The organism is Amorphus coralli DSM 19760, from assembly GCF_000374525.1.
Classification (GTDB): domain Bacteria; phylum Pseudomonadota; class Alphaproteobacteria; order Rhizobiales; family Amorphaceae; genus Amorphus; species Amorphus coralli.
Map to the genome: position 1 here is coordinate 250858 of NZ_KB894570.1, position 17462 is coordinate 268319.

16 protein-coding genes are annotated in these 17462 nt (G+C 65.7%); 7 read left to right on the forward strand and 9 right to left on the reverse strand.

Annotation, left to right across the window (positions count from 1 at the left end; translation table 11 throughout):
- Positions 1–3: 3 nt before the first annotated feature.
- From C507_RS0101155 to C507_RS22945, 4 genes are all read right to left on the reverse strand, one after another.
- Complete coding sequence (locus C507_RS0101155) at positions 4–3132, reverse strand: efflux RND transporter permease subunit (protein ID WP_018697811.1); 3129 nt, start codon at positions 3130–3132, stop codon at positions 4–6.
- On the reverse strand, positions 3132–4238 hold the full coding sequence (locus tag C507_RS0101160) for an efflux RND transporter periplasmic adaptor subunit (RefSeq protein WP_018697812.1): 1107 nt from the start codon (positions 4236–4238) through the stop codon (positions 3132–3134). The genes C507_RS0101155 and C507_RS0101160 overlap by 1 nt, the downstream gene beginning before the upstream one ends.
- Positions 4239–4447: 209 nt before the next feature.
- Complete coding sequence (locus C507_RS0101165) at positions 4448–4996, reverse strand: disulfide bond formation protein B (RefSeq protein ID WP_018697813.1); 549 nt, start codon at positions 4994–4996, stop codon at positions 4448–4450.
- Positions 4997–5003: 7 nt separating this feature from the next.
- Positions 5004–5159, reverse strand: coding sequence for a DUF5993 family protein (locus C507_RS22945; RefSeq protein ID WP_018697814.1), 156 nt, complete (start codon positions 5157–5159; stop codon positions 5004–5006).
- A 145-nt stretch (positions 5160–5304) separates the two neighbouring features.
- Between C507_RS22945 and C507_RS0101175 the strand changes: the two genes are divergently transcribed.
- Positions 5305–5871 (forward strand): hemerythrin domain-containing protein, encoded by a 567-nt coding sequence (locus tag C507_RS0101175; RefSeq protein WP_169508933.1) that lies wholly within the window; start codon positions 5305–5307, stop codon positions 5869–5871.
- 34 nt (positions 5872–5905) lie between these two features.
- Here the strand turns inward: C507_RS0101175 and C507_RS0101180 are convergent, their stop codons facing one another.
- The 5 genes from C507_RS0101180 to C507_RS23215 all read right to left on the reverse strand — a co-directional run bounded on the left by C507_RS0101180 (position 5906) and on the right by C507_RS23215 (position 10489).
- Positions 5906–6463, reverse strand: coding sequence for a TlpA family protein disulfide reductase (locus tag C507_RS0101180; protein WP_018697816.1), 558 nt, complete (start codon positions 6461–6463; stop codon positions 5906–5908).
- A 236-nt stretch (positions 6464–6699) separates the two neighbouring features.
- Positions 6700–8313 (reverse strand): FAD-dependent monooxygenase, encoded by a 1614-nt coding sequence (locus tag C507_RS0101185; protein WP_018697817.1) that lies wholly within the window; start codon positions 8311–8313, stop codon positions 6700–6702.
- Between the two features lie 10 nt (positions 8314–8323).
- Positions 8324–9337 carry an amidohydrolase family protein gene (locus C507_RS0101190; protein ID WP_018697818.1) on the reverse strand — a complete coding sequence of 338 codons (1014 nt, stop codon included), beginning with the start codon at positions 9335–9337 and terminating at the stop codon, positions 8324–8326.
- Between the two features lie 124 nt (positions 9338–9461).
- Positions 9462–10037 (reverse strand): hypothetical protein, encoded by a 576-nt coding sequence (locus C507_RS19990; protein ID WP_018697819.1) that lies wholly within the window; start codon positions 10035–10037, stop codon positions 9462–9464.
- Entirely contained in the window at positions 10034–10489 is a 456-nt protein-coding gene (locus C507_RS23215) for a permease (RefSeq protein WP_018697820.1), read from the reverse strand. Before C507_RS23215 ends, C507_RS19990 begins: the two co-directional genes overlap by 4 nt.
- Positions 10490–10896: 407 nt before the next feature.
- On the opposite strand from C507_RS23215, the gene C507_RS20000 reads away from it, so the two are divergent.
- The 6 genes from C507_RS20000 (at position 10897) to C507_RS20005 (ending at position 17448) form a co-directional block, all read left to right on the forward strand.
- Positions 10897–11619 (forward strand): IclR family transcriptional regulator, encoded by a 723-nt coding sequence (locus C507_RS20000; protein WP_018697821.1) that lies wholly within the window; start codon positions 10897–10899, stop codon positions 11617–11619.
- A gap of 175 nt (positions 11620–11794) precedes the next feature.
- The gene (coxB, locus tag C507_RS0101210; protein ID WP_018697822.1) at positions 11795–12730 is read left to right on the forward strand and encodes a cytochrome c oxidase subunit II; all 936 of its coding nucleotides are present in this window, start codon (positions 11795–11797) and stop codon (positions 12728–12730) included.
- On the forward strand, positions 12730–15264 hold the full coding sequence (gene ctaD, locus C507_RS0101215; RefSeq protein ID WP_018697823.1) for a cytochrome c oxidase subunit I: 2535 nt from the start codon (positions 12730–12732) through the stop codon (positions 15262–15264). The genes coxB and ctaD overlap by 1 nt, the downstream gene beginning before the upstream one ends.
- On the forward strand, positions 15261–15662 hold the full coding sequence (locus C507_RS0101220) for a hypothetical protein (protein WP_018697824.1): 402 nt from the start codon (positions 15261–15263) through the stop codon (positions 15660–15662). Before ctaD ends, C507_RS0101220 begins: the two co-directional genes overlap by 4 nt.
- The gene (locus tag C507_RS0101225; RefSeq protein WP_040400510.1) at positions 15662–16306 is read left to right on the forward strand and encodes a cytochrome c oxidase assembly protein; all 645 of its coding nucleotides are present in this window, start codon (positions 15662–15664) and stop codon (positions 16304–16306) included. The genes C507_RS0101220 and C507_RS0101225 overlap by 1 nt, the downstream gene beginning before the upstream one ends.
- The gene (locus C507_RS20005; protein ID WP_018697826.1) at positions 16303–17448 is read left to right on the forward strand and encodes a c-type cytochrome; all 1146 of its coding nucleotides are present in this window, start codon (positions 16303–16305) and stop codon (positions 17446–17448) included. The genes C507_RS0101225 and C507_RS20005 overlap by 4 nt, the downstream gene beginning before the upstream one ends.
- Positions 17449–17462 lie beyond the last annotated feature (14 nt).

A 17462-nucleotide genomic window follows, 5' to 3' on the forward strand; every position in this document is an offset into this window, starting at 1 on the left:
AGATCAGGTGCCCGCCGGCGTTTCCGGACCGGGGCCCGGGCTCCGCACGGCAGCAAGCTCGGCCTCGAGTGCCTTCTCAACCGCTGAGCGCGGCTTGGTAAAGCGGGCGAGCAGGTCGTAGAGGACCGGGGTCAGGAAAAGGGTGAGGGCGCTCGACAGAAGCAGGCCGCCCACGATCACCGTCCCGATGGCGATGCGGCTTTCCGCTCCGGCCCCCGAGGCCAACACCAGCGGCACCGCGCCGAGCACGGTTGAGACCACGGTCATCACGATGGGACGCAGGCGCAGCACGGTTGCGTCCACTACGGCGTCGCGCACGCTGCGCCCCTCGTCGCGCAGCTGGTTGGCGAATTCCACGATCAGAATACCGTTCTTCGCCATCAGACCGATGAGCAGGATCATCCCGATCTGGCTGTAGATGTTGAGCGAAAGCCCCGCCAGGGAGAGGGAAAACACCGCTCCTGCAACGCCGAGTGGGACTGTCAGCATGATCACGAGCGGGTGGACGAAGCTCTCGAACTGGGCGGCGAGCACCAGGAAGACGATCAGCAGCGCGAGGCTGAAGGTAAGCATCACGCCACTCGCCGTCTCCTTGAACTGCAGCGACTGGCCGGACAGACCTATGCGCGCCTCCGCGGGAAGGGATTCCGCCGCGGCCTGCTCCATGAACGCGATGGCGTCGCCGAGCGCATAGCCGTCGGCGAGCGAGCCCTCGACCTGAATGGATGGCAGGCGGTCGTAGCGGCGCAGCTCGCCGGCCGCTGCGCCCTCGTTGACGGTGACCAGCGCCGAGAGCGGGACAAGCGAACTTCCGTCGCCGGACCGGATGAAGATGAAATCGATGTCTGAGGCCGAGGCGCGATCGTCCTCGGCAGCCTGGAGAAGCACCGGATATTCACGCCCGCGGTCGATGAAGGACGTCGCTTCCCGCGATGCCAGCAGCGTCTGCAGGGTCGACGCGATGGTTTCCACGGAAATGCCGAGATCGTCGGCACGCGTGCGGTCGACCGACACGTCGAACTGCGGCTGGTTCTCCTCGTAGTCCAGCTCGACATTGCGCAGGCCCGGATTCTCGCGCGCCTTCTGCAGAAGCGTGTTGGCCCACTCCTTCACGCTTTCGAAGTCGGGACCACTGACAACCACCCTGAGCGGCGTGCTCGATCCGCGCAGGCCGAGGCCGGCCGGGCTCACGGGGAAGCCGCGGGCGGCGGTGACCGAGCCCATGCTCCTCGACATCTCCGCGATGATGTCGCGGTGAGACTTTTCGCGGTTCTCCCAATCGGCGAGCCGCAGCACGACGAAGGCGCGATGCGGCCGGTTGAAGGAGCCGGTGAAGGTGAAGACCGTTTCGATGTCGCCCGATTCCTGCAGCGGCGCCGCGATCTCCTCGATTTGCCGTGCAGCCTGATCGGTGAATTCGACGGTGCTGCCCTGCGGAGCGGTGAGGGGCACGAAGACCACGCCGCGGTCTTCGCTGGGCGTGAGTTCCTGGGGGAGGGTGACGAAAATCATCGCCCCGGCGAAGGCCACGGCCAGTGCGGCTGCCAGGACCACCAGCGGCATGCGCACGGCCCCGGCCAGGATCTTGCGGAACCGGCGCAGCAGGAAGCCCTCGCGGGATGCGGGGTCGGCCTCGCCCGCGACGGGTGTGGACTCGCGCGAGCGCAGCACCTTGGAAGCAAGCGCCGGGCAGGCGGTGAGGGCCACGAAGGTTGAGATAACGACCGCGCCCGCCATTACGAGCCCGAACTCGACGAACAGCTTGCCGACCTGTCCCTGGAGGAAGGACAGCGGAACGAACACGGCGACGAGGGTGAACGAGGTGGCAATGACGGCGAACGTGACCTGGCGGGTGCCGAGGGTGGCTGCGACCAGCGGCGTCTCGCCGAGATCGATGCGCCGCTGGATGTTCTCCAGGACGACGATCGCGTCATCGACGACCAGACCGATGGCGAGCAGCAGCGCCAGCAGCGTCAGGACGTTGATGGAGAAGCCCAGGGCGCCGATCAGGATGAAGGTGCCGATGAGGGCGATGGGGATGGTGATCGCCGGAACCAGCGTCGCGCGCCACGACATCAGGAAGAACAGAATGACCAGCACGACGAGGACAAGCGAGATCGCGAGCGCGGTCACCACCTCCTCGATGGATGCGGCCACGAAGATGGCATCGTCGGAGGACACCTCGATCGTCATGCCATCCGGTAGCGTTCGCGAGAGCGACTCGATTTCGGCCCGCACCGCGTTGGAAATGGCGATGGTGTTCGACTGACTCTGGCGGATGACGGCGATGCCGACGGCCACTTCGCCATTGTTTCGAACGATCGTGTCGGACTCCTCCACGCCGCCTACCACCTTCGCGACGTCCGACAGGCGAATGGGATAGCCGGCGACCCGGTCGATGACGACGTCGCGAAAGGCCTCGACCGATGGTATGCGGCTGTCGAGGCGAACCGTGAACTGGCGGGCGGCGGTCTCGATCTCGCCTGCGGGCAGCTCGACATTGGCCTGTTTGAGGCCGGCCTCCACATCGGCGACGGTGAGGTTGCGCGCGGCAAGCGCCCTGCGGTCCAGCCAGACCCGAACGGCGAACGGTCGCGCGCCGTAGATCTCCACACTGGCGACGCCGCTGACCGTAGCGAGCCGGTCAACCACATAGCGGTCGATGTAGTCGGTGATTTCCGCCGCGCTCATCCGGTCGCTGGTCACGCCCAGGCGCATCACGGGGTCGGCATCGGAGTCGTTCTTGATGACCTGCGGCTCTTCGGCATCCGCAGGCAGATCGGCACGGACCCGGGCAACGGCATCCCGGACATCGTTCGCCGCCTCGTCGATGGGGCGGTCGACCTCGAACTCGATGACGACCCGGCTGCGCCCGCGGCGGCTGGTGGACGAAATTGTCTTCACCCCCGCAATGCCGGCCACGGAGCCTTCCACGATCTCGGTGATGTCGGTGTCGATGATCTCCGGAGACGCGCCGACATAGTCGGTGGACACCGTCACCACAGCGGTATCGATGTTCGGCAGTTCGCGGATCGGGATGCGGCTCAGGGCGCCGATGCCGAACACGATGATGAGGAGACTGGCGACGGCTGCCAGAACGGGACGTCGGATCGCAAGATCGGAGAGCGACATCAGCTCCGACGCTCCTCCGCTGCGGAAGATTCCGCGCTTGGCCCCGTGGCTCCCGACGCGGGCGCGTTCAGGATTTTCACTGGAGCGCCGTCACGGGCGGATTGGATGCCCCGGGAGACGATGACATCGCCTTCCGACACGCCCTCGACGATCTCGACCCGACCCTCGACACGTTGGCCGGTCTCGACCCGGCGCTGGACCGATTTTCCATCCTCAACGACGTAGAGATAGGTGGCGGGCCCCTGCACGAGCAGCGCTTCCTCCGGCACGACGACGCCGGTTCGCGACGCGAGATTCAGATCAAGGCGCATGAACATGCCGACAGGCAGCGCGCGATCGGGGTTCGGCAAGCGGGCACGGACCCGGAACGAGCGAGACGACTGGTCGATGCGGCTATCGATGGCCTCCACCTGTCCGGTGAAGCGGCGGCCCGGGAAGGCCGCACTCGTGGCCTCGATGGCCTGGCCACGGCTGATCTGGCCGTAGACCGTTTCAGGCAGACGGAACTCGATCTCGACCTCGGAGAGATCATCCAGCGTGGTGAGCACCGTGCCGGTATCGACGCGCGCGCCGAGATCGATGGAGGTGATGCCGAGAACGCCGTCGAATGGCGCGCGGATGGTGCGGTCGGCCAGCTGACGTTGGGCGCGGGCGACAGCGGCTTCCGCCACGGCGTTTCCGGAGCGGAGCTGTTCCAGGCTCGCCTGGCTTATGGTGTTGGACTGGATGAGCGTCTGGGCGCGGGAAAGCGCGCTCTTCTTTTCCTCGAGGGTCGCCTTCGCCTCTTCGAGCGTTGCGGTTTCGATCTCGTCGTCGAGCCGGGCGAGGACCGTACCAGCCTTCACCTCGGCGCCGGGAACGATGTCGAACTCGGTGATGCGCCCCTCGACCGAGGGAACGATGTCGACGGACTGAAGCGCGCGGGTGGTGCCGACAGCTTCGACCTTGCGCTCGAGAGTGGCGACCTCGGCGGTCTCCACTTCAACCGTTACGGGGCGGGAGCCCCGTTGAGGGCGGCCATCGGCGGCCTCGTCGGGTTGCGGCGCATAGGTCCGATAGAGCTCGTAACCGCCGAAGCCGAGACCCGCGATGATCAGAACGATCAAGAGTTGTCGAAAGAATCCCATCCGCCTCTGCCGTGATGACGGTGCGGACAGTCTGGCCGGACGTCAGCGTCCTCTGCGCAGCCAGGGCCGACCGATCGGGCGCGAGTTTCTGCCCACGTCCGATCTAGCATATGTCCTGCCATGCATCGCGGAGAAAACGCCAACGCACAGAAATGTGTATGGCGCTTCGTTCATCCCCGCGCGGGCTGTCAGCCTCCGCTGAAGGCGTCGAGAAGCTGGTAGCTGGTCGGGTTGTCCGGGCAGAGGCCGCCACCGCACTCGAGGACCGTCGAAATCCCGTTGGCCAACGCGACGAGTGCGAACAGACCAACGGCGAAACCGGCCAGCTTGCTGCGATCGCGGCCACCGGAAAACTGGCTTTCGATCAGGAGCATCAGACCGGAGCCGATCACCACGAGTGCGAACACGACAAACGCCCACGTGTAGAGATGCAAGCCGAGGATCGGGGAACCGTAGCCGCCGGTACCCGGCACCACATGGAGTGCAATCTGGCGCAGCGCCACGGCGGCACCGGTGACGGCACCCAGCAGCATCAGGCCGTAATGGCTCGGACGCGGGCCACAGAGGACGTTCAGGGTGAGTCCCGCCCCGACGATAACGAAACCGGCCCGCTGCAGCAGGCAAAGCGGGCAGGGAATCTCGCCGAACACGAGCTGTTCGAAGAAGGCTCCGAGCAGCACGCCGGAAATGGCAAGCAGGGCGAGCGCGTTCAGCGGGCGAGCAAGAGATCCGATCATGATCGCCTCACAGGTCGATGTTGATGGCGTCGGAGGCGTGGATGCGGAACAGGACGAGCGTCAGGACGATCGTCGCCACCACGACCCACACGGCCGGAAGCCGCGCGTGCATCCAGGCCAGGATGCAGGCCAGAAAAATTCCGAAGAATGGCAGAGCCATCATGGGCTTATCCCACCCCGTTCTTATGTTGCCCCAGCAGCGGTCAGTTCCCGAGGACGCGTCGGACAGAGTCCGGCACAAACGGGAATCGCCAAGCGAAAACATTAGTCTCTGGTGGTAGATAGCTGCAACTGACGGAGTGGATATGATGGACGATGCTCTGGAAACTCGGAACGGCCTGCCGGATGCATTGCGCGTCCTGCTCGACAAGCACCCGCGCAGCGCCTGGCAAGGTGGAGCGGGGCTGGGCGGGCTCACGCAGTTCTGGCTGGAGCGGCACCTGATGTTTCGCCAACTGTCGGGGCAGATCAGCGAAGACACGAAGGCCCTCGTGACCGGGGATGCGGAGCCGCTGGAGTACGGACAACGGCTGGCGCGTTTTGGCGGCGTCCTGGTTCAGCAGCTACATGAACACCGCGGCGTCGAGGACGCTCACTACTTTCCCATGCTGGCCCGCCTGGAACCGCGTCTTGCGGCGGGCTTCGACCTGCTCGACCGGGATCACGTGGCGCTCGACGGTCACCTTGCGACGTTTGCCGAGGACGCCAACGGGCTGCTGAAGGCTCTTCAATCGGGCGCCCTCAGTGGCGGCGAAGACGAACGGTTCGCCGAGACGATGGCGCGGCTTGAGCGGTTCCTCGATCGTCATCTCATCGACGAGGAAGAGATCGTCGTTCCCGTGCTGATGGAACATGGCGAAGGATCGCTGGGTTAGATCCCCAATTCGAAGGGGAACTGGTACCAACGGATCAGTAGGATGCGGCGGTGATCGGGTTTCCGGTAATCGCGTTCAGTAGCTCTGCGCGGACCTCGGGATCGGTCCACTTCATGGCGCCCGACCTGAGGGCGACCATCCGGTGACTGGTATCGAGAAGAACGGTGCTTGGTACCCCTCGCAATCGGAACACGCGCGGCGACCAGCCCTCTGCGTCCTGCCAGATCGGGAAGCCGGCGACGCCAAACTTCGAGCGGAGCGTTCGCGCAACGTGGTCATACGACATGCGGTCCACGGAGATGACCACCAGATGCCTGCCGAGGCCGCGGCGCTTCAACTCTATGGCGAAGTCGGCAATTTCCGGAAGCTCGCGCCGGCAGGGCGCGCACCAGGTTGCCCAGAAGTGAACAATGACCGGGCCGCGGGGAAGGACGGAAGACAGGGGGGCATGGCCATCAGCTCCCCTGAGGTCCACGCGATCGATCGTCAGGGAGCGCGGTGCGAACGATTTCAGGATCTCGGCATGAACGGGAGCAGCTGAAAGAATGAACACAAGGCAGACGAGCGCGCAGCAAGCACGAACGAGAATCATATTGGCCTTTCCTTGGGCGACGAGGGCTTCGAACCGTCCTGCGGACACCCCCAAACCGGCTGCGCACGGGGAGTAACCTCCATCCATGGCACCCAATTGTTTCAAATCAACGAACCGTCAGAGGGATACACTTCCTTGCGGCCGCTTGTGTGACGGATGCAGCTATCACGCACGCGGCTTGCGTGTGGATCGCACACGCCGATGTGAACACGGACATTCGGGGCAACAGCGCGGTGCTACAGGTGCCCCGTGACCCGCCGTGCAAGGTTTTGCGGCGCGTCCGGCAACGTGTTGCCACGCCAGACAATGTGCATGTCGGGCCGCAGGAGAAGCAGGTCGCGGCCATATATCGCGCGCGGAGCCCGGTCGGGGAGGGTTACCGCCTCGAACGGGGTGCCGAGATCGGCGAAGGCGGATGCCAGCGATCGCGCATCGGCATCGGCGCCGCCCAGTATCAGGAGCGTGTAGCAGCCTTCGCCGATGCGGTCCTGGATTGCCGTTCCGTCGTCCAGCCACGCGTGCGGCAGCCGGAAGCCCGGCCACGAGGAGGGCTCGTAGGCCATCAGTCCCGCATCGGGAGCTTCGCCCTCCTGGTCGATGATGAGTGGCGAGCCCGCGTAGCGGTAGCCAAGCTCGGCGCCGATCATCTCGTTGGTCTTGCGCTGCTCGATGTCTGCGACTGACGCGAGGTCGCGGCGCGCCTCTGCACCCGCCGGGGTGTGCTCGGTGATCTCCGGCCGCCAGGCGGCCCGCCACTTGCGGCGGCCGAGCGAGGCATGCCGAGATGCCCCGACATTGCGGGCTCCCACCGCCCGACGCTCGATCTCGTAGGAGGCGAGAAGCTCGGGGCCGCCCCAGCCGGCGAGCGTCGCGGCCAGCTTCCAGCCGAGGTCGACAGCATCTCCGACGCCGGTGTTCATGCCGAGCCCGCCGGTGGGGATCATCAGGTGGACCGCGTCGCCAGCGAGGAACACCCTGCCTTCGCGGTAGCGGTCGGCCAGGAGCAGGTTCTGCTTCCACTCGCCGACATAGAGCATTTCGTAGTCGACCGGCATGGCGACGGTGCGCTCGAACATCGTCGCCATGTCGGCGTCGGTCTCCACCACGGAGTGGAGAGTGAAGTGGCGGGTGTCGTCCTGAACGATGAGGAAGGTCGAGCGGTCGTCGGCGACGTGGTAGTGGCGGCCCTTGCCGATGGGGATGCGCTCGAAGAGATCGTCGGCACGGTAGAGGGCCTGGCGCAGGCGGAGGATGTCACCCTCGCCGGCAAGCGCGATGCCGAGCTTCTTGCGCACCAGGCTGCCGCCGCCGTCACAGCCGACCATGTAGCGGGCGTGGATGGTTTCCGTGGTGCCGGCGGAGGTGCGCAGGGTCGCGGTGACGCCTTCAGTGTCCTGGGTGAAGTCCTCCAGGGCGTGGCCATAGCGGACCGACAGACTCGGCAATTGCTCGCACGCCGCCTTGAGGAGTGGCTCCAGCGTATACTGGGAGATCAGCTGATAGGGTTCGAGCGGCTCCGAGCCATCGTTCGTTCCGCGGATCGCCTCTCTTGCCTCGTCGACGGAGGGGTAGGGCAGATGCAGCAGCGGCGGGTCGATAACGGTGGTGACGATGAAGACGTCCATCGACACGTCCGACGGGTAGCCGGCTGCCCGGATCGCGTCGGCCATGCCGAGGCGCCGGTAGATCTCCATGGTACGCGCGTTGCAGCGTTCCATCTTCGGCAGGAACTGGGGGGCCTCTTTCTGCTCCACCAGCGTGCAGCGCACGCCGCGCCGGCCGAGGTCGAGCGCCAGCGTCAGCCCGACCGGGCCGGCGCCGACGACGAGGACGTCGGTCTCCAGGGTCATGGCGGCCGCCTTAGGCCTTGAGCCCGAAGAGGGATTGCGCGTTGCGGAAGGAGATCTTCTCCCGGTCCTCCTGGCTCATCTCGATGGATTCCAGGACGGCGATGGTGTCGCGGATGTAGCCGGGTCCGCCCTCCGGATCGAACGGGCAATCGGAGGCGAAGACCGCGCGGTCCGGCCCGTAGAACTCCAGCCCGCAGACCGTCGCCGCGCGCGAGCCGAACACGGCGGTGTCCGCGTAGAAGTCCTTGAAATAGTCCAGCGGGCGCTTCTTGAGGCGATCGAGGACCAGGGTCAGGTCTTCGTCCGAGGTGCGCTTGCCGAGCTGATCCCAGCCGGGCCCGACCCGCCCCTCGAAATAGGGGACCATGGCGCCCAGATGATGGGCGACGATCTTCAGGTCCGGGATACGGTCCATGATGCCGGAGAAGACAAAGCGGGCCATGGCCGCGCTGGTCTCGTACGGCCAGCCGAAGGTCCACCAGATCTCGTATTGAGATTTGTCTTCCGTGGCGTAGTCCGGCATGCGCGCGTTGCGCGACGGGTGGAGGAGCAGCGGCCTGCCATGGCGCGCGCAGATCTCGTAGATCGGTTCGAACCGGGCCTCGTCGAGGGGGGCGCCATTGATGTTGGTGTGGATCTGAATGCCGTTGGCGCCCAGCTCGGTGAAGGCGCGCTCGGCCTCTCGGGCAGCGGCGTCCGGGTCGTTCATCGGCAGGGCGGCAACGTAGCCGGCGAAGCGGTCTGGATGGCGCGCGATCAGTTCGGCGAACCCGTCGTTGGCGAGCTTCGCCAGTTCCACGGAAACCTCGGGCGGCCCCATCGCCTCAAGCGGCGGCATGCCAAGTGAGATCACCTGGCTGTAGTCGGAGAACCGGTCCATCACCTTGAAGCGGGTGTCGAGATCGAAGATCGCCGGCACGTTCTGCATGCGCTTGCCGATGCCGGCGCCAGCACCCTCCAGCGTCTGGATCCGCTGCCAGAGGCTGTCGGGAAAGAAATGGCAGAAGGCATCGATGTAGCGCATGGGGGTCTCCTCGGGGCTGCAGGGGCCGTCTTAACGCGGCCATCCGGATGCAAGGTGATGATGAATCCTGTTTGCCTTCCCCTGCGCGCATTGTCCAGAATATTCTCACAATATGGGAATGACGCTAAGTCGGCATCGCGGCGATGGCCGGCGCATCGTGACCGGTCGGGACGGCCGCCGGGGGACGGTCAGCGCCATGCCACGCCAGCAGGATTGCTGCTGCAACAAGGCCGGCGGTGGCCGGCAGCATCCAGGCGGAGGCAAAGCGGACAATCACGAAGCGGGGACCGAGAAGCGGCAGCTCGTAGCTGATCATCCGGTGGAAGGCGAAGATCGACCAGGCAGCCAGAAAGGCGACCATCTGCGCCTGACCGGCGCCAAGCTGCCAGATCACCAGGGCCAGCGGAAAGGTGAGCATGGGTCCGCCGGGAACGAATGCGCCAAGGCCCGAGGCAACGAGTATTCCGGCGAAGCCACTGTCCGCGCCGATCCAGCTGGAGACATGCTCGGTGGGGATCAAATGAGCGAGGAAACTGGCCGCCAGGATCGCGAGCGGAATGCGGATGGCAAGAATGCGTCCCTGACGTCCGGCGATTTTAAGCGCAGGGACGATCTGGCCGGGATCACGGACTGCGAGCCAGGCGACGAGCGCCAGAAGGATGACGGCAAGGACCAGAACCGACGGATCGAGCGGCATCATCGCGCCTTTTCCCGGCGGACCGGCGCCGCGTCTGGCGCGGTCTCGCCCGGCTGGAGGCGCAGCCCGGGCCAGGTCCGGCAGACGGCCCGCGCCGAGAGGCCGGCTATGAGGGGCAGGGGAAGCGACGAGACGAAGCGCAACAGGCCGAACTCGAAGCCCATGAAAGGGATCTCCCAGACCAGCAGGCGATTCACGCTGATCGTGGCCCAGGCGATGAGAAAGGCCATCAGGCAGCCCATGTCGGCGCCGCTGCGGGCCAGGGCATAGACCAGCGGAAAAGAGGCAAATGGGCCGCCGGGCATCACCGCGCCGAAGACGCTGGCGAGTGCCAGCCCCCTGAGGCCGGACTGCTCACCGAGAAGACGGCCGACCTTATCGCGCGGCACCGCCACCTGTGCGAAGGCCGCTATGAGGATGCCGAGGGTGAGCTGCGGGATCACCGCGACGATCATCGTGCCTGCGTCCCGGGCCTCCCGCACCACCGCACTGGTCCCGTGAAGCCACCAGTTCAGCGCTCCGGACACAAGGCAGAGCGCGAGAAAGAAGAGGATCGACCAATCGAGCCTGCGCCTTCGGGCGGGTTGCACAGAGGCGTCGGGTGCATGGCCTGTAGCGGGGCATGCATCATGGTCGCGCCGTGCCGGCATATCAGGCTCGGTCATGATGGTGGGGGAGTAGAGCGTGCATGATGCGGGCAACGCTACTCCCCTTGCGGCGGAATCCCAATCCCGACATGCGGGATATCGATCATGGCCCTGGTCCCGAAAGACGGGATCGTTGTTGATCTCTCGAGACGGACTTCGCAGAGTGGCCGGCAGAACGGGTGAGCGGAGGCCGCGACGTGCAGAGCCATACGAGGATGCTGGCGATCCTCGATCTCTTTGACGAGCACTCGGTCTCCTGGAGTGTTGAAGATCTGCACGCCGAGCTCGGCTACACCCGCTCGACCCTCTACCGCTATCTGAAGGTCCTCACCGACGCCGGCTTTCTGACCTCGCTGCCTGGCCTCGGATACGCTTTGGGACCACGGATTATCGAACTGGATCGAAAGATCCGGATGACGGATCCGCTTCTGCAGGCCGCCCGGCCGGTCATGGCAGAGCTTGTGTTGGACATTCCCGCAGTTGCGCTCCTGTGCCGGCGCTACCGGCAGAAGGTGCTTTGCGTCCATCAGGAAGCCAGTACTTCGGCCTTCACCAGTGACTACGAACGGGGCCGGGCGCGGCCGCTGCTGCGGGGGGCGGCGTCGACCTCGATCCTGGCCTGGCTGCCGAACTATCAGGTGAGCAAGCTCTACAAGGCACGGCCAGAAGAGTTCGCGGAAGCGGGTCTGGGTGAGAACCTTGCGGAGGTGAAAGCCGGCCTCAAGGCGATCCGGCAGGCCCGGCATGTCATCAGCTACGGTATGGTCACCCCCGGCGTTATCGGCGTCGCCGCACCGCTCTTCGACGGGCGCCAGGAGGTGATCGGCTCACTGAGCCTAACCGTGTCCGATACGCCTGCCATGCGCGAGCGGCTTGAGGCGGTGACCGGACAGGTGGATTTCTGCGCCCGGGTGGTCAACACGGCGCTTGCAGGCTGACACGCACTCCGGTCGGCCTTGGGTCGAAGGCAGATTGGAACCTTTCCTCAGCTCAGCGATTTGGAATCGATGAACTGAGGGGGGACGTTCGCGCATGACCAACCGACCGGCTAAAGTCCGGCGGAGACCTTCCGGACCGGCCCGCCCGTCTCTCGTCGCACTCCCGATCCTGCTCATGATCGTTGCCGGTTGCGACGGGCCGCAGTCCGCCCTGAGCGGAGCCGGACGCGAAGCCACCGATGTCAGCCGGCTCTTCTGGGTAATGCTGGTTGGCGGCGCTGCCGTCTGGATCGTGGTGATGGGCACCGCGATCTTCGCCGTGCTGCAGCCGCCACGCGGTGCCCGGGTTGGAAACGCATTCATCATCGGTGGCGGGGTGGTGTTTCCCGTCGTGGTGCTGGCCGCGCTGCTCGCCTACGGCCTCTCGATGCTGCCGGACTGGGCTCAGAGCGGAACGCGACTGAAGGTTCACGTGACTGGCGAGCAATGGTGGTGGCGCGTCGCCTACGAGCTGCCGGATGGAACGTTGGTCCGCGATGCCAACGAGATCCACCTGCCCGCGGGGGAACCGGTCGAGTTCGTTCTGACCGCCGACGAGGTGATCCATTCCTTTTGGATCCCGGCCATTGGCGGCAAGATGGACATGATCCCCGGCCGCACAAACCGGCTGGTCCTGACGGCAGAAAAACCCGGCACCTATCGCGGCGTCTGCGCAGAGTATTGCGGCACATCGCACGCGCTGATGGCGTTCTCGGCGATCGTCCATGAGCGCGACGCGTTCGACGCGTGGCTCGCCGGCCAGGCCAAGCCGGCGGTCGTCGCCGACAGCGTCGGCGCGCGTCGTGGCCGGGACCAGTTCATCGCGGCTGGCTGCGGTGGTTGTCACATGATGCGCGGCGTCGTGGAGCTTGGGGATGTCGGGCCGGACCTGACCCATGTGGGAAGCCGCCGGACCCTCGGTTCCGGTATTCTTCCCAACGATCGCGAAACGCTGGAAGCCTGGGTCCGGAACCCCGATCACCTGAAGCCGGATGTCGCCATGCCTGGCTACGCCATGCTTCCAGATGCCGATATCGCAGCTATTGCGACCTTCCTGGAGGGGGCGAAGTGATGAGCGCTCCCCAGACATCCCTGTCACACGTCGACCAGGGCGATCCGGAAGTCCGGAGAGGCCAGGAAGAGCGCCTGTCTGCGGTCTGGGCGACGCCGAAGGGTTGGCGTTACTGGACGGCGGTGAACAATTCCGAGGTCGGGCTCTGGTACATCTGCACGGCCTTCGCCTTCATGATGTTCGCGGGCGTCCTGGGCCTCCTGATCCGCGTGCAGCTGGCCTTTCCCGACAACCAGTTCCTGTCCGCCGAGGCCTACAACCAGACCTTCACGCTGCACGGCACGGCGATGATGTTCCTGTTCGCCGTCCCGATCTTCGAGGCGGTGGCAATCATGATCTTGCCGGCGCTGCTCGGCGCCCGGGACCTGCCGTTCCCGAGGCTATCGGCGTTCGGCTACTGGTGCTTCCTGATCGGCGGCATTTTTGTCTGCGGCTCGATTTTCTTCGATGCCGCGCCACAGGGCGGCTGGTTCATGTATCCGCCGCTGTCCACCAAGCAGGGCGGCATCGGCGCCGACATCTGGCTTCTCGGCCTGTCGTTCATCGAGGTTGCCTCGATCGCGGCAGCGGTCGAGCTGATCGTGGGCGTCCTGAAATGCCGGCCGCCCGGCATGCACATGAACCTGACGCCGCTCTATGGCTGGTACGTGCTGATCGTAGGCGGGATGATCCTGTTCGCATTCCCGCCGCTGATCGCCGGCGACTTCTTGTTCGAGATGGAGCGGGCCTTCGACTGGCCTTTCTTCGATCCCGAACGTGGCGGCGATCCGCTGCTTTGGCAGCACCTTTTCTGGATTTTCGGCCACCCGGAAGTCTACATCATCTTCCTGCCGTCCATCGCGCTGCTCGCGATGATCGTCCCGACCTTCGCGCGCCGACCGATCTCGGGCTACTCGTGGATCGTGCTTTCGGCGATGGGCACCGGCTTCCTGAGCTTCGGGCTCTGGGTCCACCACATGTTCACGACGGGCCTGCCGTCGGTGTCGCTCGGCTTCTTCGCCGCGGCTTCAGAGGCCGTCGCGATTCCCACCGGCATCCAGATCTTCGTGTTCGTATCGACGCTCCTGATGGGGCGGGTGACGCGCTCTGTCCCGATGCTCTTCGCCATGGGCGCACTCGCAATTTTCGTCGCGGGTGGCCTGACCGGGGTGATGGTTGCCGTCGCGCCCTTCGATTTCCAGGTGCACGATACCTATTTCGTAGTGGCGCATCTGCACTACACGCTGTTCGGCGGCATGCTGTTCCCGCTGCTGGCAGGCATCCACTATTACTTCCCCATCGCCACCGGAAAGATGCTGTCGCGCCGTCTCGGCATCTGGTCGTTCTGGCTGATGTTTGCCGGCTTCAACATCTGCTTCCTGCCGATGCACCTGACCGGGCTTCTGGGCATGCCGCGCCGGGTGTTCACCTTCCCCGGCGGTCTCGGCTGGGACTGGCTGAACCTCATCTCGTCCGTTGGTGCGTTCGTCTTCGCGGCGGGCTTCCTCGTGTTCGTCTGGGACGTGGTGCGCCCGAAGCGCGAGACGGATGCCGCGACCAGGAATCCGTGGAAGGCGGGCACGGTGGAATGGATGCTGGAGATGCCGCCGAAGCCGTGGGGCTCGCGGACCATCCCCAAGATCGAGAGCCGCTACCCCCTCTGGGACGATCCGGAATTCCTGACCAAGTATGACGAGGGGCGCTTCTATCTGTCGGATGCGGAGGAGGGGAAGCGCGAAACCATCATCACCTCGGTGCTGGACGCCCAACCGATCCAGTGCCTGCGCGTGAGTGGTCCGGCGGTCATCACCATGATCGCCGCCGGGATGCTCGGCGCATCCTTCATCTTCGCCACCTTCCACTGGTGGTGGCTGACCATCATCGCTACGCTGGGCGCAATGGCGGCGATCATTTTCTGGCTCTGGACGGGCACTGCCCAGCATCCGGAGAAAGCAGAAAAGGACATCGGCCTGGGGTCCTTGGTGCCGCTCTACATCTCCGGGCCGAAATCCACCGGCTGGTGGGCCATGTTCATCACCATGACCGGAGACCTGACCGCCTTTCTCGGCGTGGTGTTCGGCTACTTCTTCTTCTGGACGGTGCACGAGCAGTTTCCGCCGGGCGGGACCACAGCGCCGGGCTGGCAGTGGCCGCTGGTTGCTGGCGTGCTGCTTCTGGCCGCTTGGGCCGCGACATGGGGCGCACGCGTGGTCAACGGCCGGGGCAGGGTGGGGCTGGCGCGGCTGCTGCTGGTTGCCGGGCCGGTTGCAGCGGCGGCTGGGATCGCGGCGCTGGTTGCTGGACCGTGGTTTTCGGGCCTCGATCCCACCGAACATGCTTACCCGGCCATCGTCTGGGCGCTGGTCCTGTGGACGGCACTGCACATCGCCGTGGGCATCGTGATGCAGGTCTACTGCCTGGCGCGCAGCGTCGTCGGCCACATGACGCCAGTCTATGACACCGACATCTGGAACGTGGCGCTCTACTGGCACTTTATGGCCTTCACGGCACTGGTCACCACCCTCGTGATCGGAGGCTTTCCGTACGTCTCATGAGCACCGACAAGGGACAGGTCGAACGCGCAACGGGAGAGGGAACGGACCTCTGGCGTCTCATCACGGCGCCGACGATCTGGGCCGTGCATTTTCTCGTCTGCTACGTCGGTGCCGCCATCTACTGCGAGAAGGCCGGGCGGGCATCAGCGCTCCTGCCTGTTACCTGGTTCGTCGCAGCGACGACGGCCGTGGCGCTGCTCGGACTCGGCCTGGTCTTCCTCTCGCTCTGGCGGGTGCGGGGGTTCTCGGTCGTCGGCGGCGACCTGAACTATCTCGGCAACACGCCGGAAGAGCGGCATCGCTTTCTCTCCCACGTCTCGATGATGCTGTGCGTGCTGTCCGCGATCGGCGTTGTTTTCGTGGCAATGCCGGCCTTCATGCTGGGGACGTGCCGATGATGTGCGATCCCCGCCTCGTTGCAGGAGTGGCCGTGCTGGCCTTCGGCTGGTTCGGGCCGTTGCCGGGAATGGTTGAGCATAGCTTCGCCGCGCACATGCTTTTGCATATGCTGGTCGTTGCGATCGCCGCTCCGCTGATTGCCGCTGCGTTGGCGCGCTCCCTGCGCGGTCGCGCCGTTGCGGACGCGATCCTGCCGCTGGCGCTGATTGCGAGCCTGCTCGACCTGTTCGTGATCTGGGCCTGGCATCTGCCGGCGTTGCACGAGGCGACGCGCACAGATGGCCGGATCTTCGCGCTAGAGCAGGCGATGTTCCTGGCGGTGGCGGTGTTCGTCTGGGTCACGGCGCTGACGGCGCCGGCGCGCTCGGAGCAGGCGGCGGCATTGGCGGGGGCCGGTGCGCTGTTCTTCACCTCAATGCACATGACGCTGCTCGGCGTTCTTCTTGCTCTCGCGCAGACGCCGATCTGCCGCGACGGAACCGGCGGGGCGCCACTCTATGGCCTGTCGCTGCTCGAGGACCAGCAGATCGGCGGGCTCCTGATGCTGGGGATCGGCGGCGCGGTTTACCTGATCGGCGGCCTTGTGCTGGTCGCCAGGGTGCTGCGTCTTCCGCGTCAGGCAGCAGAACAGGTGCGGCCGTGAGCATCCGGCTTCGCCATCTCCTTTACCTGTCGCTCGGAGCGGCCGGCGCCGTGGTCGCGGTTCTCTGGCTCGGTCTCATCCAGATTTCGGCGAGCAGCGGGCACTGGGGCGTCACGGACTGGGTTCTTCACAGCGTGATGCGTCAGTCGGTCAAATTCCATGCGCCGGCCAAGGAGCCTCCGCCGCTGGACGATCCGGCACTCGTTCGCCGCGGCGCCGGTCACTACGAGAGCGGCTGTGCGGCCTGCCATGGCAGCCCGGCCCGCCCGCGCGGCGCGGTGGTCATGCAGATGACGCCGCATCCGCCCGATCTCGCCGACCGCATCGACGACTGGCGGCCTGCGGAACTGTTCTGGATCGTCAAGCACGGGGTGAAGTTTACCGGGATGCCGGCCTGGCCCACCCAGGCGCGGGACGATGAGGTGTGGGCGATGGTCGCCTTCCTTCAGGCGATGCCGGAGATGAATGCCCGGGACTATCGGCAACTGGCGTTTGGTCCGGAAGAGGGGGAGGGCGACGCGGCCGACCTGTCGACGTCGGTGCGTCCGGCCGAGGCCGATTGTATCCGGTGTCATGGCACTGACGGGCTCGGCGAGGCGAACGGTGCCTTTCCGCGTCTCGATATCCAGCCGGAGCCGGTGCTTTACGCGGCGCTGAAAGCCTATGCAGACGGACACCGGGCCAGCGGCATCATGCAGTCCGCAGCATCCGGTCTGGTGGAAGCCGACCTGAGAGAGCTGGCCGCTTTCTACACGAAGGTTGTGCCGCTTGCCGGAGCGTCAGTCGCCGCCGATACCGTCGACGGTGACCTGCTGGCTCGCGGGGAGGCGATCGCGACGCATGGCATTCCCCGCCGCGACGTGGCGGCCTGCGACGGCTGCCATGGCGCGGAGGCTGCGGCTCGGCAGCCGGATTTCCCGCGCATCGCCGGCCAGTATCCCGGCTATCTGAGGAATCAGCTTGCCCTGTTCGCCGACGAGGAGGTCGAGCGTGGGGGCGGCCGGTTCAAGGACCTTATGACGCTCTCCGCGCACACGCTGGAGCCCGACGAAATCGAGGCGGTGGCTCTGTGGTACGCGTCGCGCGAACCGCTCGGCTACAGGCGGGGGGAAGAGGCAGGGGCGGTGCGGCCGGAAGAGTGATCCCGACCGCACCG

Bases quoted from the DNA above. Each gene is read 5' to 3' on its own strand.
- C507_RS0101155 (WP_018697811.1), bottom strand. From the start codon at position 3,132: ATGTCGCTCTCCGATCTTGCGATCCGACGTCCCGTTCTGGCAGCCGTC.
- C507_RS0101165 (WP_018697813.1), bottom strand. From the start codon at position 4,996: ATGATCGGATCTCTTGCTCGCCCGCTGAACGCGCTCGCCCTGCTTGCC.
- C507_RS22945 (WP_018697814.1), bottom strand. From the start codon at position 5,159: ATGATGGCTCTGCCATTCTTCGGAATTTTTCTGGCCTGCATCCTGGCC.
- C507_RS0101175 (WP_169508933.1), top strand. From the start codon at position 5,305: ATGGACGATGCTCTGGAAACTCGGAACGGCCTGCCGGATGCATTGCGC.
- C507_RS0101180 (WP_018697816.1), bottom strand. From the start codon at position 6,463: ATGATTCTCGTTCGTGCTTGCTGCGCGCTCGTCTGCCTTGTGTTCATT.
- C507_RS0101185 (WP_018697817.1), bottom strand. From the start codon at position 8,313: ATGACCCTGGAGACCGACGTCCTCGTCGTCGGCGCCGGCCCGGTCGGG.
- C507_RS0101190 (WP_018697818.1), bottom strand. From the start codon at position 9,337: ATGCGCTACATCGATGCCTTCTGCCATTTCTTTCCCGACAGCCTCTGG.
- C507_RS19990 (WP_018697819.1), bottom strand. From the start codon at position 10,037: ATGATGCCGCTCGATCCGTCGGTTCTGGTCCTTGCCGTCATCCTTCTG.
- C507_RS23215 (WP_018697820.1), bottom strand. From the start codon at position 10,489: ATGATCGTCGCGGTGATCCCGCAGCTCACCCTCGGCATCCTCATAGCG.
- C507_RS20000 (WP_018697821.1), top strand. From the start codon at position 10,897: ATGCTGGCGATCCTCGATCTCTTTGACGAGCACTCGGTCTCCTGGAGT.
- coxB (WP_018697822.1), top strand. From the start codon at position 11,795: ATGATCGTTGCCGGTTGCGACGGGCCGCAGTCCGCCCTGAGCGGAGCC.
- ctaD (WP_018697823.1), top strand. From the start codon at position 12,730: ATGAGCGCTCCCCAGACATCCCTGTCACACGTCGACCAGGGCGATCCG.
- C507_RS0101220 (WP_018697824.1), top strand. From the start codon at position 15,261: ATGAGCACCGACAAGGGACAGGTCGAACGCGCAACGGGAGAGGGAACG.
- C507_RS0101225 (WP_040400510.1), top strand. From the start codon at position 15,662: ATGTGCGATCCCCGCCTCGTTGCAGGAGTGGCCGTGCTGGCCTTCGGC.